This window comes from Haliscomenobacter sp. (assembly GCF_965225875.1).
Lineage (GTDB): Bacteria > Bacteroidota > Bacteroidia > Chitinophagales > Saprospiraceae > Haliscomenobacter.
The window spans coordinates 2589705-2604575 of the sequence record NZ_CBDDBS010000003.1 but is presented as its reverse complement, the minus strand read 5'-3'; the positions used below and the strand labels follow the sequence as shown (position 1 = coordinate 2604575).

14 protein-coding genes are annotated in these 14871 nt (G+C 45.8%); 8 read left to right on the top strand and 6 right to left on the bottom strand.

Annotated features, from left to right (window positions below; genetic code table 11):
• Window positions 1–53: 53 nt before the first annotated feature.
• From ACO08K_RS30390 to ACO08K_RS30355, 8 genes are all read left to right on the top strand, one after another.
• Complete coding sequence (locus ACO08K_RS30390) at window positions 54–239, top strand: hypothetical protein (RefSeq protein WP_421800269.1); 186 nt, start codon at window positions 54–56, stop codon at window positions 237–239.
• Window positions 240–501: 262 nt separating this feature from the next.
• Complete coding sequence (locus ACO08K_RS30385; RefSeq protein WP_421800268.1) at window positions 502–1941, top strand: PQQ-dependent sugar dehydrogenase; 1440 nt, start codon at window positions 502–504, stop codon at window positions 1939–1941.
• 158 nt (window positions 1942–2099) lie between these two features.
• Window positions 2100–4166 carry a ferritin-like domain-containing protein gene (locus tag ACO08K_RS30380; RefSeq protein ID WP_421800267.1) on the top strand — a complete coding sequence of 689 codons (2067 nt, stop codon included), beginning with the start codon at window positions 2100–2102 and terminating at the stop codon, window positions 4164–4166.
• 296 nt (window positions 4167–4462) lie between these two features.
• Window positions 4463–5377, top strand: a complete 915-nt coding sequence (locus tag ACO08K_RS30375) for a DUF692 domain-containing protein (protein WP_421800266.1) — start codon at window positions 4463–4465, stop codon at window positions 5375–5377.
• Window positions 5374–6201: a putative DNA-binding domain-containing protein gene (locus ACO08K_RS30370; protein WP_421800265.1), complete on the top strand. Its 828-nt coding sequence runs from the start codon at window positions 5374–5376 to the stop codon at window positions 6199–6201. Before ACO08K_RS30375 ends, ACO08K_RS30370 begins: the two co-directional genes overlap by 4 nt.
• A 56-nt stretch (window positions 6202–6257) precedes the next feature.
• On the top strand, window positions 6258–8021 hold the full coding sequence (locus ACO08K_RS30365) for a hypothetical protein (RefSeq protein WP_421800264.1): 1764 nt from the start codon (window positions 6258–6260) through the stop codon (window positions 8019–8021).
• A gap of 20 nt (window positions 8022–8041) precedes the next feature.
• Window positions 8042–10762: a hypothetical protein gene (locus tag ACO08K_RS30360; protein WP_421800263.1), complete on the top strand. Its 2721-nt coding sequence runs from the start codon at window positions 8042–8044 to the stop codon at window positions 10760–10762.
• A gap of 19 nt (window positions 10763–10781) precedes the next feature.
• Window positions 10782–11411, top strand: coding sequence for a hypothetical protein (locus tag ACO08K_RS30355; RefSeq protein ID WP_421800262.1), 630 nt, complete (start codon window positions 10782–10784; stop codon window positions 11409–11411).
• A 47-nt stretch (window positions 11412–11458) separates the two neighbouring features.
• Here the strand turns inward: ACO08K_RS30355 and ACO08K_RS30350 are convergent, their stop codons facing one another.
• The 6 genes from ACO08K_RS30350 to ACO08K_RS30325 form a co-directional block, all read right to left on the bottom strand.
• Window positions 11459–11755, bottom strand: a complete 297-nt coding sequence (locus ACO08K_RS30350; RefSeq protein ID WP_421800261.1) for a DUF6916 family protein — start codon at window positions 11753–11755, stop codon at window positions 11459–11461.
• Window positions 11756–11903: 148 nt separating this feature from the next.
• Window positions 11904–12383 carry a GNAT family N-acetyltransferase gene (locus ACO08K_RS30345; protein ID WP_421800260.1) on the bottom strand — a complete coding sequence of 160 codons (480 nt, stop codon included), beginning with the start codon at window positions 12381–12383 and terminating at the stop codon, window positions 11904–11906.
• A 24-nt stretch (window positions 12384–12407) separates the two neighbouring features.
• The gene (locus ACO08K_RS30340) at window positions 12408–12917 is read right to left on the bottom strand and encodes a phage tail protein (protein ID WP_421800259.1); all 510 of its coding nucleotides are present in this window, start codon (window positions 12915–12917) and stop codon (window positions 12408–12410) included.
• Window positions 12918–13018: 101 nt separating this feature from the next.
• Entirely contained in the window at window positions 13019–13528 is a 510-nt protein-coding gene (locus tag ACO08K_RS30335; RefSeq protein ID WP_421800258.1) for a phage tail protein, read from the bottom strand.
• A gap of 60 nt (window positions 13529–13588) precedes the next feature.
• Window positions 13589–14095 (bottom strand): phage tail protein, encoded by a 507-nt coding sequence (locus tag ACO08K_RS30330; RefSeq protein ID WP_421800257.1) that lies wholly within the window; start codon window positions 14093–14095, stop codon window positions 13589–13591.
• A 73-nt stretch (window positions 14096–14168) separates the two neighbouring features.
• A complete protein-coding gene (locus tag ACO08K_RS30325; RefSeq protein ID WP_421800256.1) occupies window positions 14169–14774 on the bottom strand; it encodes a hypothetical protein in 606 nt (201 codons plus the stop codon).
• Window positions 14775–14871: the final 97 nt, after the last annotated feature.

Below are 14871 nucleotides of genomic sequence, written 5' to 3'. Positions count from 1 at the left end.
CCCCGCCACAAGGTCCGACCTTTGGAGTACTAAAAAACAAAAACAGTACTATCATGAGTTTCGAACCTAATCTCACTATTGGCGAATGTGTCGTAAGTTATTTCCTGATGATGGCTGTAATCATCACTGCTGGATTTATTGGCCAGTGGTGGATTGCAGGTTTTGGCTTGCTATTCTTCTTGCGGGGAATCACGGGATTTTGCGCAGTTAAGGCGATGATGTCGGCAAAAAGAGCTTGATTTTATAAGAGACATAACCTGAGGTGCCCCTTAGGTTCCTAAAGTTTCTTAGGTGGTAAAATGAAAAAAGCATGCGTAGCGGGCGATTCCTTTTTATTCACCACCTAAGAAACCTAAGGCACTTAAGGAATCACCTAAGATCGACAATACGCCACTAGGCGACAGTATTTTCTGGCTCTTTTAACAACAGAGCTGCTAAAATGGTTATTTTACAAGGGTGACCCTGATTAAAAGTTTACACACACCCAAATAACCATTAAACATGAAAAAGAATCTGTCACTCACTTCTCTCCTGCACAAACTGTGCATCAACTTTTGCTTCATCCTTTTTTGCACGATCAGTACCCATACCTTTGCCCAACCCAACATCGCGCTCAGCCCGGTGCTAACTTCAGGGCTCAGTGCTCCCATGCAATTGGTCAATGCCGGAGATGGTAGCAAGAGGATTTTTATCGTTCAAAAAGCAGGCACAATCCGGGTGTACGATTCCAGTTTTCAATTTCTGGCCACCCTACTTACTGTGCCCAATATAACCAGCAGTGGCGAAAGAGGATTGTTGAGCATGGCCTTTCATCCCAACTACAAAAGCAACGGTTTTTTTTTCGTGTATTACACCAACGCATCCGGTGACCTGGAGATTTCCCGCTACCGCATAAGTGACAATGATGCCAATGTTGCGGATCCCAACTCTAGGGTCATTCTCATCACCATCCCACACCCTACCTTTAGCAACCACAACGGAGGGGAACTGCATTTTGGCAAGGATGGTTTCCTCTATTTGTCGACCGGAGACGGAGGGAGTGGAGGCGATCCCAATGGCAATGCCCAAAGAACCACCTCATTGCTGGGGAAAATTTTGCGCTTCAATGTAAACACTTCCCTGACCCCACCATACTACAGCGTCCCGACCGGAAACCCCTTTGGCAATGAAGTATTCGCCTTGGGTTTGCGCAATCCCTACCGCTGGAGTTTTGATCGCCAAACTGGCGACATGTGGATAGGCGATGTTGGCCAGGATTCCTTTGAAGAAATCAATTTCCGTGCAGCCAATGCCCTTGTGGGGACCAACTATGGCTGGCGTTGTTACGAGGGCAATGCCACCTACAACACCAGTGGTTGTGCTGCGGCCTCCACTTACGTTTTTCCTGCGCATGCTTACGTTTCTCAAAACCCCGCTGCCAGTATTACCGGTGGGGTAGTGTATCGGGGGAAAGCTTACCCAAGCTTGCAAGGTTGTTATGTAGGTGCTGACTTTTATTCCGGCGTTTTTTACAAAATCATCCCCAATGGCGCGAATGCCTGGACTGTGTCTACCCAAATCCTTTCCCCCACCGGAGTAGTGGATTTTGGAGAAACCGAAGATGGTGAAGTCTATGTGGTTTCAAATACCCGCAGCAGCATTTATCGCCTGACTCCCGCCGCGACTACTTCAACCAATACTATTTTGCCTGGCAAAAACCTGGCCAGTATTTATCCTTCCCTGGTGAGTGAAGGTTTTATAAAAGTGGAATTGCACGCACCGTCCTTTTATCAGTATTTTGAATTGATGGACTTGAATGGGCGGCGGATTTTAACAACCGACCTTTCCAAACAAATGGGCGTTCGGACGATTCAACTGAATCCAAATTTGGCAACTGGGGTGTACATAGCGAAAGTAAGCAGCAACTTGGGGGTAGTGGTGCAAAAAATCTATATTCAGTAGATTGGCGAACAAGGCGAACTACGTGGCGAATTTTTTTGATAAAATAATACTTAATTCCAATGTGAAATAAAAAAGAAATACATTATATTGTGTCATCATTTGATTCGCCTTGTTTTACCAATTGTTGTTTTTGTTAACACCCTAATAAGTTCCCAACTATGGACGTCTCCAATTTTATTGGAGCTGCCATCCCTGTGCAATCTGATGACACCCAGGAATTGCACTACAATGCTGTAAAAGCTATTGTTCAGGCAGCTATTAACGTAGAGGAGTTTACCATTCCTCTGTACATGTGTTCCCTGTATTCGCTGGTGGGCACCCACCAAATCACCAGTGAAAACCCTTTTTATCGAGGGCGTTGGTGGCCAGGCCTCAAGACCAGCGCCTTTCCCGATCAGTGGCCTTACACGCAGGCCGACAAATTGCCCTACGACCAATCCCTTTTTTCTGCCACCAACAATGAAATCTTCAATAAAATCTTCAAAGTTTTTATTGAAGAAATGTTGCATTTGCAAATGGCTGGAAACCTGGCCAAGGCTCTGGGGGTTCAACCTACTTTTACGCACCCGGATTTGGTGGATGCAGAAACTTACGCCTGGAAATGTTACAATGGCTCCGTTATTCCCTACGTCGTAGACTTAAAAGACACCATTAACACCAGTGAGATCGAGGTTAAACTGGATGACCTCAACGCGGAGCAAATCAAACTTTTTCTGGCCATTGAAGCTCCTGAGGAGGCTGCTCGGGAGAACATCAAGCCTTCTGAAAGGTACAAATATTTCCCCGATGTACCATTCAAAGGATGGCAGCCTGGACAAGCCCTGCCGATGTTTGGCTCCATTGGGCACATGTATTCCTGTTTGTGGAAATACCTAAAACTACCCTATAAGGATGGCATTTTATTGGATTACATCATTCAGCAAAAGCCCAATCAAGAGCCCCAACAAAACCTCTTTCAGTATACGGATTCCAATAATCAAACCGAAATGGAGTATCCGGGCTTTAGTGCAACCATCGATACGGAGGCGCGCAACCAACTCCTGATGGAAATTGCTAAAATCATCAATGCGATTACCGATCAGGGCGAGGGCAGCGAAGTTGCCGCCTCGTTTATGGAAGATGCTTTACCAGAGGGTATGGAAATGGCCGTCCAGCCGGAGTTTCAGGCTAGCTTGCATGTTTTGCAAAAGTCTTATCCATCTTATGATGACGAAGGAAATCAGCTGAATTACTCCAATGATGCCACGGCGCGTGCCAGGGTGGAAAACACCAACCTGGACCATGAAGAACTTTTCCAGGAGATCGAAAAACTGATGCAAAACCCGGATTTCATCACCTGGAAAACCTGGCATGCCCACGGCCATTCCTGGTCCACGGAGTTGCTTGTGGCAAAAGACTATGTCAACAACCAATTCCAGGACCAGCTACCGCGTCCGGAAGAGGTAGCAGATGCAATGTGCATCCTGAAAGCGGATGAAGAAAAAGCCTACCCCCGCATGTACAAGGCGGCTACCGGGGCAATCTGGGGGATCGTCTCGGTTTTGAATGATTATTGGACTTTTGATGCCAATGGCCCCAATAAAGCCAAAGCTACTTTTCCATACCCATCCATGTCGGGTTCTGGTGACCGCATGTCCATCTGTTGGGCTATTTTTGGTAAACTGCCCGATATTACCAAAGGGCTGGAGCCAGATGAAAAGCGCAATCCTCATGTGCTCAACCACGCTTGCCAGGCTTTGAACTATACGGGCAACTCCGCAGAAGATCCTAATGATTGTGCACAAGTGGGCATTTACCATACCTGTAGAGGTTCCAACCAATGCCGGGCTGAAGGTGGTTGTGGTTTTGTCCAAAACATCAGTTCCGGGGGCAATTGCCGGGCCTCTGGCAACCCAACCCCAACTGGGCCGCAGTACTTCAGTGCGCCATCCAACAACAATTGTGGTAGCCTGGGTGGCTGCGCAGTACCAATCTCGGCTTCTCAGCTTTTCCCCAAACCTAAAGGGGAAATGAATGTGTATGATTTTGGCCGAAAGCCTGGTACTTGTGGCTTCCCACCCATAATCGACGGCCAACTGATCGGTACCACAACCTACAACCTGGGAGAAAATGTGTACGACAAAGCCTGGTCCGTTTACACCGAAGTGCTGCAACACCGCAAACAGCCGGTGCCGGAAAAACCAGCCAACAGTGTATATCGCCTGGCGTTTCCACCTTCAACGTAGATGTAGCACACAACAATCATTTTGAAGATTGAATGCTGTTGGTATCAGCTCGGCCTTTTCAAAGCAGGGTCGATCAGTTCTAATTTTGGGCGCTGGCGCTGGTACAAGTCTCCAGACTTGTACCATTATTAACACGTCTCTGACGTGTGTTTGCTCAATATTTTCGCGTTGCTCATGCGTCAGAGACGCGAAAATGCTGGTACAAGTCTGGAGACTTGTACCAGCTAAAACAGAACTGAGTGGCCCTGCTTTTCAAGGCAGGCTGATGCCAACAAAACACTCAACACCTATCTCCTATGGAAGGATTTTCCCATCGGCTGGGCTTGCCCAATCTCGGCCTCGGCCTCGGTTTACGCAGCAAACACATCCCTTACCTCTTGCAGAATGATCCCATCGTGGACTGGTTTGAGGTGATCTCTGAAAACTACCTGGACAATCATGGTTTTCAGCGTTATGCCCTCGATCAAATTGCGGAGCGGGTGCCTTTGGTCATGCACGGGGTATCCTTGTCTATTGGTAGTACTTCGCCGTTGAACCTGGAGTACCTGCAAAAACTGAAAAACCTGGCTGCCCAACTCAAACCTGCCTGGGTCTCGGATCACTTGTGCTGGACGGGCATCAACCATGTCAATACCCACGATTTGTTGCCCATTGCCCTGACCGAAGAAAGCCTGGAGCATGTAATCAATCGTGTAAAACAAGTACAAGATTTTTTGGAACGCCCCCTGATTCTTGAAAACCCCTCTACATACCTGGAATACCAATGTTCAACCTTCACCGAGTGGGACTTTTTGAGCGAACTATCCCGCGCAAGTGGCTGCGGCTTGTTGTTGGATGTGAACAATGTATACGTTTCCGCCAACAACCATGGGTATGATCCGTACACCTACATCCACCATTTACCCCACGAGCGCATTGTACAAATTCACCTCGCCGGCCCCACCGATTATGAGGGTTTTTTGATCGATACCCACGATAAACCTGTTCCCACCGAGGTATGGCGCTTGTACAAAGTTGCCCAGGAGCTGACGGGTGGGGTTTCTACTTTGTTGGAGTGGGATGCCGATATTCCCGAATATGAGGCTTTGGTGGATGAATTGATGAAAGCGAAACGGGTAATGCAAAATGAATTCCCACAAGTGCAAGTTGTGGGCAGCCATGAACCCATTGTGTCTAACCCTTTAGTCAGAACAAGCATCGAAGCAGCATGACCCATCTTGCCGACCTCCAAGCCTGGCTCCAAGCCCAACTAACCGGTAAAGCTACCGAGCAGCAGCCCAGCGTCGTGATTGAGGGACTCCCGCAGATCATCAAAAGCAATGGGGTGCCACCTGAACAACGCTTGCGGGTGTACACCTCGGGTTATTACCTGCGTTTGTTGGAGTGTTTACAGGGGGATTTTCCGGTTTTGAGGGCTTTTTTGAGTGATGAAGTATTTGGCATTTTTGCCCGTGGGTACATCTATTCGGTGGGATCAAAATCCTATTCTTTATTGGATTTTAGTAAAAATTTCCCCGCGTTTTTATTACAAATGACCCCACCCGCTCAAACCGAGGCTGAATGGCAGCGCTATCGTTTTCCCTATGAATTGGCCTGCCTGGAGCGTTTAATGATCGAAGTGGCCACCGATCGTGGCTTTGAAAGTCGAGACCCAGCACAAAAAAGGCCAATCGGGAACATCTGGATGGGCTTGGGGGATAATCTTGGTGTAGAGGTACCCAAGTGTTTGCGTTTGCTGGAAGCCAGTTTTGATCTATGTGCTTTTATGGACGCCCCTCAGCCGATCGCAGAGCGACAACTGCCCGTTTTGCAAAAAACGTACCTGACCCTCAGTCGGCGCAACTATCGTTTGTTCAAAACAAACTTGGAACATTGGCAGTATGCTTTGCTTAATTACCTGCAATCCGGCTGCACACTGCACGAAACCCTGGAAAAAATACAATCAACAGGCATCAAATCCGCAGGAGAACTTAAAGCAGATTTGCTTTTCTTTTTGCCTTATGCGGAAGAGCAGCATTTGTTGAGGCTCACTTGATACAGTTCCATTACTTAAGGATTGTCTTATTTTTTCATTTCCTACAACCAAAAACTATGAATGCAAACCTGGGCTTGTTCGACATGACCTTAGCCCTGTCGACTTCCAAAATCAATTCCCAATTTGCTTTTTTGCAAAAAAAAGGCATCATCAAAAAAGATTGGAAATTTTTGAGCGACTTGGACGGCTATAAAACGCTCAATGGGACAGATCCAAATTTTGCCACTGCATTGAGTGCCTGGAAAAATAGTTTGGACCATACGCTGGAAGATGAATTTAAAGCAATAGATGCAAAAATCACGGCTGAAGTGGAAAAGGACGAGCCAGACTTAATTAATATCAAAGCATGGCAAAAGCGAAAAGTTGAGCTCGTGAAGCTGATGGATGAAAAAAGCAAATACTCTATTTTCCATTGTGCCCTGGATTGTGAAATTGATCCCCCTAAAGTTTGGCTAATCAAAGGCGAGTCCAACAAGCTTTACTTTGAAATACCTATCAAAACAGGCACCCTCAGCTATAAAAAAGATGGGGTGATCAAAGTTGATAAAATTGATGGCAGCAAATACGTTTTTACGGTGCCGGTGGCCAATAAAATTGTCAAAAAAGCCGATGTAATCCTGGGCGATACCGAACAGGATAAATTGGTGTTGAATGACATTTCCGACGATATTTTTCGCATTGAATCCCTGTTTCTCGATTTCCAAAACGCCAACATCGCTCAATACGATAAAACCAGAAGTATCATTCTTACCGATAGTACCACACTGCAAATTACCCTGACCAATTATTTTTCAAAAATAGTCGCCCGTACCGACAATCCTTATATCCTCGGGTATAGCATCCAGCGTAAAGTCGCTACGCGTGATGCCTTACTCCAGCCCACGACAGCTACTTATTCTACTTCTTTCAGTACCGAAGAACGGTCCAATGCCTTCAATTTTTTGATGCAGGTCGATAACCACGCCTTGCCCATCGACCAGCGCCGTGGCATGTTGCCCAAAAGTTTGATTGAAGATGCGCTGGATAAATCACCAACTGTAAATGGGGTGATGGGGATCAATTACCAGATGTTTATGACCAAGTATGTTGATGAGGTGCTTACCCCTCAGATTGCAGAAGCTTTTGGGAAATCCTTGCGCAGCATTTTTGTTGGCTTTTCGTACAACCGAACAGATTTAACCTACAAGGTGGCGAAGGACGGATTTAGCGCAAATTTTTATTTAAATAACCGGAAAATTACTGAAGGGACCACCGAGAAACGGGGAATCCTCATTTCCTGGGACATTGAAATAAAAGGCTCCCTGCATAAGGAAGTGGAGAAGAAAATCCTAGGCTTTATTGACGTTGGGACCATCGGGATGGATCAACGTTTCTCCACCAGTGGCGCTTTTAAACTCAACGAACATTCCAGCAAAAAAGGAAAATTGTCGATTCTGGTGTCCGCATCTACGCAGGGACAACTTATGGCTGAATCATTTTATGAAAAACCTTTTATTGCCAAGGACACCGAAATGCCTGAATATACCAACCCAGGAGATGTCGTCAAAGATATTTTGCTGGGTATAATAGATGCTTTATCCATGAATATTTTGGCTCCATTTTTATTGATGAAAGAAATGGATTTTGCCAAAAACATCGATGATAAAACCATGGATAATTTCCGCCTGGATGACCTAGGCGAATTGAATACCAAAGTGATTCTTCCTGGCAGCAATGTATTTACCTTCAAAACCTTGCGCCTTTTGACCAGAAAGCAGGATGATCAGGACGCTATCCTTTTTGACATTGCTTATGCACCTGAAAGCCTTCCTAATTCCTGAACACTTAATCCTTAAAAGAAATGGACAACAAACAAAATTTGCCACAATCCTCAGGCGTAAACATCAATTACCACGCCTTATTGATGGAAAATCATATTGCCGAAAGTACACTCGAATCCAGTAAAGGGCTTAAGGCAGTCAAAACCAGTGAAGATTTTGCAGCCTTGTTTTTTATCGACAAAAAGGGCTCGTTCAAAGTGCTTTCCCATTCGGCTGATTCCAATTCCGCCTGGATGCTCAATACCCTTTCGCCGGAGGCTTATGAAGTAACCGCCTTTGCGCTGTACCACAATGAATCCAGTAACAACCTCACTTTAGCCTATGCCCGCCGGAAAAACAACACCTCGGAGTTACTGGTGTCCGAAGCTTTTGATCTGAGTAAGGTTAACCTGGACAAATGGGACCTTAATTTTGCCTGGGCCAATAAAACCCTTGAACATAAAGAGCGCATCATAGACCACATCACCATGGATGCCCAGGGGGTACTGTTCAGCACCCATTTTACCAACACCGATGCTGCGCATCATTACTTCAAATATTCAGAGCAGCCCCGCAGTTATACCCTGCCAGAAAATGGCGAACAAGCTCAACAAATTGCACTGGGAAAAGCCTACGATCAATATGGTGTCTTTTTGTTGTATTACATTCAAAACAATAAAACACTCCTTTTTCAATCCCTGGAACCAGATGAATACGGCGAGGTTTTACAGCATCGCCTCAACACTGGAGCCAATATCAATGCCTTCGATGTACAATACAATGCCGAGGGCAACAGCGTGGTGTATACAGCAGGAAAGGGCATTTTTTGCTTCCCCTTTGTAGATGAAAACCCAGAAACCATTGTTTCGGGCACTGATCCTCGAGAATATTTCAAAATTGACTGTGCCAAACAAGGTGATTTAGCTAGCATTTGGGTGTTGGGCAAGCAGCATGGGATTGGTGGGCTTTATTATTTGAGCAATCAAGGCTATGAAAAAGATGGTTGTACGCTATCGGCCGAGCGAAAATGGACTGCTCCTTTACAAATGCACAATTACGTAGATGAATTCGAAAGCGTACGTGGCAAAAACCTGGTCAACCAACTCTATCTTATGGGGCAAGTCAATGAGGGCGATCCACTGGGTTTGATCCACTTCTGGCAGGACCGCGTCAGCACCCACTGGCACGAACATTACCTCAATGTGCCCAACCTGAATCAGGTCCGCAGCATTGATAGTTATACGGTTGACATCAGGCTGGAAGCCGACAAGGTGGAATTGCTCATGGGCAAAACCATACAGCTTACGGCAGCAGAAAATACCGCTTTGTACATCAATAACCGCCGCCGTTTTTTGATTGCGGGAGAACCCATTTTGTTGAAGGCAGAGGAGTTCAGCTTTAATATTGTTTATCCTACTCAATCCTTGGCGGCACCCAAACTCCAACTCAGTGCCGACTTTATCGATGGCACCCTAGAAATTGATCCGGTCAAAGGAGTAATGTCGACTTTACAGCAAAAACTGGGCTCTAAAGAAGGTTTGCGCAATGCCAAAAATGAACAAGGCAAAGCTTTACTGACCGGAACCCATGATGACGCTACCCTCAATAAAGTCGCCCAATCTGTTCAGGAGCTGGCTAAAGTAGCGGACAAGGTGGAGCAAAAAGCGCCTCGGCTTCGCTCCAATTCCGCTGTAGCAACTGCGACAGCTGGCCGTGAACTATTGAGCGTCAATTTTGCTGCCACTGTATCTGCACCTGCTTCTTTTATCGACAGTGCTGCCAATGCTTTGGGTGACCTGTTCCACAGCCTCAAAAAAGGCTTTGTAGAATTGCTTGACTTTGCGGTTTCGGCAGCTGGTGAAGTGTATCGTTTTGTGGTTAAAATTGGCAATGCCATCCTTGATTTTATTGTGGAAACTGCCAAAGCGGTAGTGGCTTTTGCCGAAAAAGTCTTTGAAAAAATCAAGGTCTTTTTTAAAAATCTCTATGAATTTTTGGCATTCCTTTTCAATTGGGACGACATTCTGGAGACCAAGAACACCCTCAAAGCCTACACCCTTAACATGGTGGACAGTTTTAAAAACAACATTGCTGTACTGCAAGATTACGTAGACAAAGTATTGCAAGACATCCAAAACAACGTAAAAGATCAACTGGAGTTCGACAAAATTCAGGATGCGCGCAGTACCGCCAAATCGGCTGGCAACGACAGCCGCAATGAATGGGTCAATTCCAAAAAGTCTTACGTTGCCCAAAGCCAGTCGAGTGGGGGAGGAGCCAACATTCCTGCTGTGCTACAAGACGGCTTGTCGGATACTTTCCAAAAACTTTTGCCTTATTTCCAAAAGTACCCTCAATTGTTAGCGGATACATTTAAGGGCCTGGGAGAGAAATTTATGGCCTTTTTTAAGGGAGAAATAACCATTGCTGATCTTTTAAAATACCTGGCACTTTCTTTGGCGAATATCGGGCTGGAAATTGTGCGGGACATTTTACACATACTATTTGAGGGCTTAAAAGCAGCAGTGAGCTTGGTGCGGGATGTGCTGGCGGAAGAACTGGAAATCCCCTTTTTCTCGGCACTGTACAAAAAAATCAGTGGCAGCGGCCTGAGCCTGATCGATGTGATTTGCCTGCTCATTGCCATTCCCGCCACGGTGATGTACAAAATTGGCGAAGGAGACGCGCCTTTTAAGAAGGTAGACAAACAAAAGTTCATCGAATCTGGCAAAACCGCCTTTGAACTTAAACTTTCTTTTTAATCCCTAAATCCTACAAAACATGAACGAATTCACTGCTGTAAAAGGCTACTTTTCCGCCGCTGCAACGCTGATTCAGACGGTCATAGAAATCATCCTCATCCCCAAACAAATGGTATTGGATGACAATGATGAGCAATTGCCATTGACGGGAGCTTATGAAACCCTTTCCAAAATCAGCTCTGTTTCCAGTTTGCTAAGTAATGGTTTGACCATGGTTTATTATTACGACTTATACTACGAAGACATCATCAAGAGCAACAACAAAGTGGTAAAATGGGCAATTTTTGGACTGGTCGCTGCGCATCTAGCGGCGATAGGGATTTTGTTTTTTCTTTTGCTTAAACAAAACCCGAAGCAGGAAAAGAAAGTAATGAACTTTTTATCCGGCTACCTCATGCCACCAATTGGGCTGTTATCGGGGATTGCTACAGTTGTTTTGGCCCATAAATCTGCCAAAACAACGACCGAAAAATATGTGATGGCTTACTTTGACCTGACGTTCGGCATCGCCGGAATGTGGAAATTGGCACCCGTCAAAATGATGGTGTTGAAGGCCCAGCCGATTGGCCCTCTTGTGGTAGGAGCCGTCCTGGCTTTGAAGGCGGGAGCCACTGTCTATAAAGTCCAGTTTATTGGGGATGAAAGTTAAAAGCAAAAGGGCTGTTTCGTATGGTTTTCGAAACAGCCCTTTTACTTTTAGCTAAACACCACCTCATACCTCATCCCATTCCCCCCGGGGCCAATCGGAACCATAAACAGTTCCAAGTCTCCGTGCTCGGGGTGAACCAAAACGAACATCCCCTGGAGGTAGTACTGGCCTTTTAGATCAGTTTCGAGCTCCAAGGTAAAGGGTTGTCGGTATTTATCCGATCCGTGACTCCAGGGCGTAACTTGTGTCAATTGCGCCGGATGGGTCGCTTCAGGAGTAAACCGAATGGAAAAAGTTTCATTCAGATGAGGCTGAAAATCAGCAATGCTTATTTGTTCTAACATCGATTATAAAGGTTAAGTAACGCAGAAAAATTAACTTCCCGCTTTTGGGTTTTGAATAGGAAGTCGAACGCTTCATTTCAAGTGAGCTTTCTATTCAAAAGCCTCAAAAAAAAATCGGGAAGTAATTTTTTGCGTCATGCTAAGGTGCTCAAGCTACAGGCTTCCACTCCAAGAGGTAATACACGGAATTGAATTCGCCGATTTTTTGAAAGCCCAACCGTTGGTAAAGTTGCAGGGCAGGATTGTTGTACTCCACGTGGATGGTTACCGTTTTGCCCATTTCAGCTCCCTTTTTTTGAACCGCTTTGATGAGCTGAGAACCAATGCCCTGCCCACGATAAGCAGGCAATAGCGCCACATCCATGATCCGCACTTCCTGAGGGCTGTAGGACCAATGCACGTACAACCGACCGACTACTTCCTGATCCAACTCAATCACCTGGAGCTCAGCGCCCTGGTAAAACTCCTGGTAATACTGGTGCTGCGCCACGAACTGCTGGCTCAGGAAAGCCATTTTTTGTTCTTCCGGCCAATCGGGCACCAGAGCCAATTCCTCGGCTCTGGTGCTGGCGTATATCTCAAACAAACGAGGCAAATCCTCCTGGTAAATGGTTCTTAAATTGACCATAAGATCATTGTCTTGAAACCCCGTTTAAGTACGTGGAGGAAATACCCCTTGCAGCGCAATACAGAAATAAAAGGTCAAGTAAGGCTGCATGTTATTGTGGGGCTGATCGCCACCGGCGGGAGCCAAGTCTTGAGCATTCATCGACACATTATTGAGTGTACTGTTGTAGATATTGGCGCGGGCTACGTATGCGTTGGCTGGCGCAGGCTGTGATCCTGAGTCATTTACAACATTGAGCGAGTGTGAGTGTGATGGAATTTCGCTCTCCAACAAACTAACCGTTTCACTACCACCCGTTTCTCCTAAATCGTGCAGCGAGAGCCCGGGACCTTGCCCAGGATGCATCGGTGCCCGACCTTGTAAATCGGGTAGTGCAAAATTGGATTTGCCATTCCCTCCATAGGTAGTACCCAATAAAGAAAATAGTGCGGTATTCTGAGAAAGCGGCAACAATTGCCCATCGCACCAAGCCCAGCCTTTAGGTGCAAAATTGAAAGGAAATATGCGTATTTCTGCAACAAATGGATCTTGCATTGTAATTGAATTTTTAGGTGCAGTTTGCCTCCTTTTTAGGCAGGCTCACTGTGTGAAGAAAGAATACTAAGCCCCAGTTGATCAAATCAATAGACCTGAAATTAGGTCGGGCTAGGGAAGATTCCAAAGAGTGAAATAATAAAATCTACACACAAATAAGGCTGAAAGTTGTTATGAGGTTGTGAACCTCCAACTGGCCCAATACTGTTGGGATTGATTGGAAGCAGGCCAAGGCTGCTATCTTCATTGTAGAAATTCGCCGAAGGATTTCGGGCAAAAGTGGTATTGTTTGGTGTGGTTGCCCCTCCGTTGTTTTGTGAGGCGAGAAAAGGGTGTGAATGCGCAGGAATTTGTTGCGTAGTCAAAGTTATTTCTTCCGCACCACCGGTTTCGGCTAAAGTAAAGCCACTGCCTTGATGGATGGGAATCCTTCCACGTAGATCCGGGAGCGCAAAAGTCTCCTGACCATCCCCTCCGTAGGTAGTACCAATTAGGTTAAACAAGGTTTCATATTCGGAAATGGGCAGGAGTTGCCCTTCGCAAAACATCCAGCCTGCTGGGGCAAAGTTACCTCCAAACATCCGGATTTCTCCAACATATGGTTGTGCCATAATGATTCAAATTAAAATGGGTAATTAAATGTTTTTGCCAATACACTTAGGATACCCGGTTTAGGTAGCACTTGGGAATATCCCTTGTAAGGCAATGCAGAAACTAATTGTAAGAAAAGGTTGCATGTTTAGGTGCGCTTGGCTTCCGCCTACATTTCCAACCATGCCGGGACCCATTGCTGCCAAATTTCCCGGGGCAACATAAAGTTCCGAAGGAGCTGTATCGGCAAAATAAACTGCATTGCTTGGCACAATTGTGTTTTGGGTAGCACTGGTTGCTCTAACTACGTGGGTATGCGTGGGTATTTCCGCAATAGACAGGGTATGAGCTTGCTCTCCACCCCTTTCGCCTAAGGTGTGTCCGCTTCCAACATGGATAGGGGTACGCCCCCGCAAGTCCGGCAAGCCAAAATTAACTCGACCATCACCCCCAAAGGTAGTACCTAGCAGTGAAAAAAGCCCCTGATTTTGGTTGATGGGTAACAATTGTCCGTTGCAAAGCGCCCAACCCTTGGGCGCAAAAACGAAACTCATCATCCGGATTTCGGACAAGAAAGGTTCTGCCATAAAACATATGTTTATAGGTGAAAAATACAATATCCAGACTTTTAATCTTTAGAGGGGTATTTTCAAGGTAGTGCTAAAACAATAAACCGGGTACGTTTTGTGTCGAGTCAAAATGGTTTTCCCAGTTTTGCTGGTTTTTACCTTTAATCTCGATTTCGGTAAAGGCCACATTGTCCTCTCCGATTTTGGCTTTTACACTTACTGATCCGGCTGGACAGGAATAGGAGGAAGTTGCCGGATGATACTCAAAAGGTAGCAAAGCAGAGGCCTTGTAATTGTGCTCAATTGCCACCGCCAAAGCGCTTATATCAAAAGCATTCAGCGTGGTTATTTTTTTCCAGCTTCCATCGGCTTGTTTTTTCCAAAATGGCAGCATCAATTCCAGTTGCCCAAGCTGTGGATCTACTTTTTCAAAAACCTGAAAACAAAACTGCCTTTGCTGGTAAAAGTATGTCCGGTTAGTGCTTGCAGTGAATTCCCCACTTTTTACTGCTCGAGGCAATTGTGGCAAATCATGCAGCCAAAATGAAGAAATACTTTCAACTTGACCTTCCTCCAACAACTGTGCCAACCAGGTTCCAGCGCAACTTTTTGCAGCGAACAAACTCGCCCCACTGCCAAGTAGAGGCAAGCCAATGACATTGGCACTCAATAATTTGATAAAAGGTCGTCTATTCATGGTATGGATGAGATTGATCAATTCAAGGCTGTGTTTGATACATCAAAGGTGACTATGCTTACTTTCGAAAGGTATCCAAATCAAAACGAGGTATTGT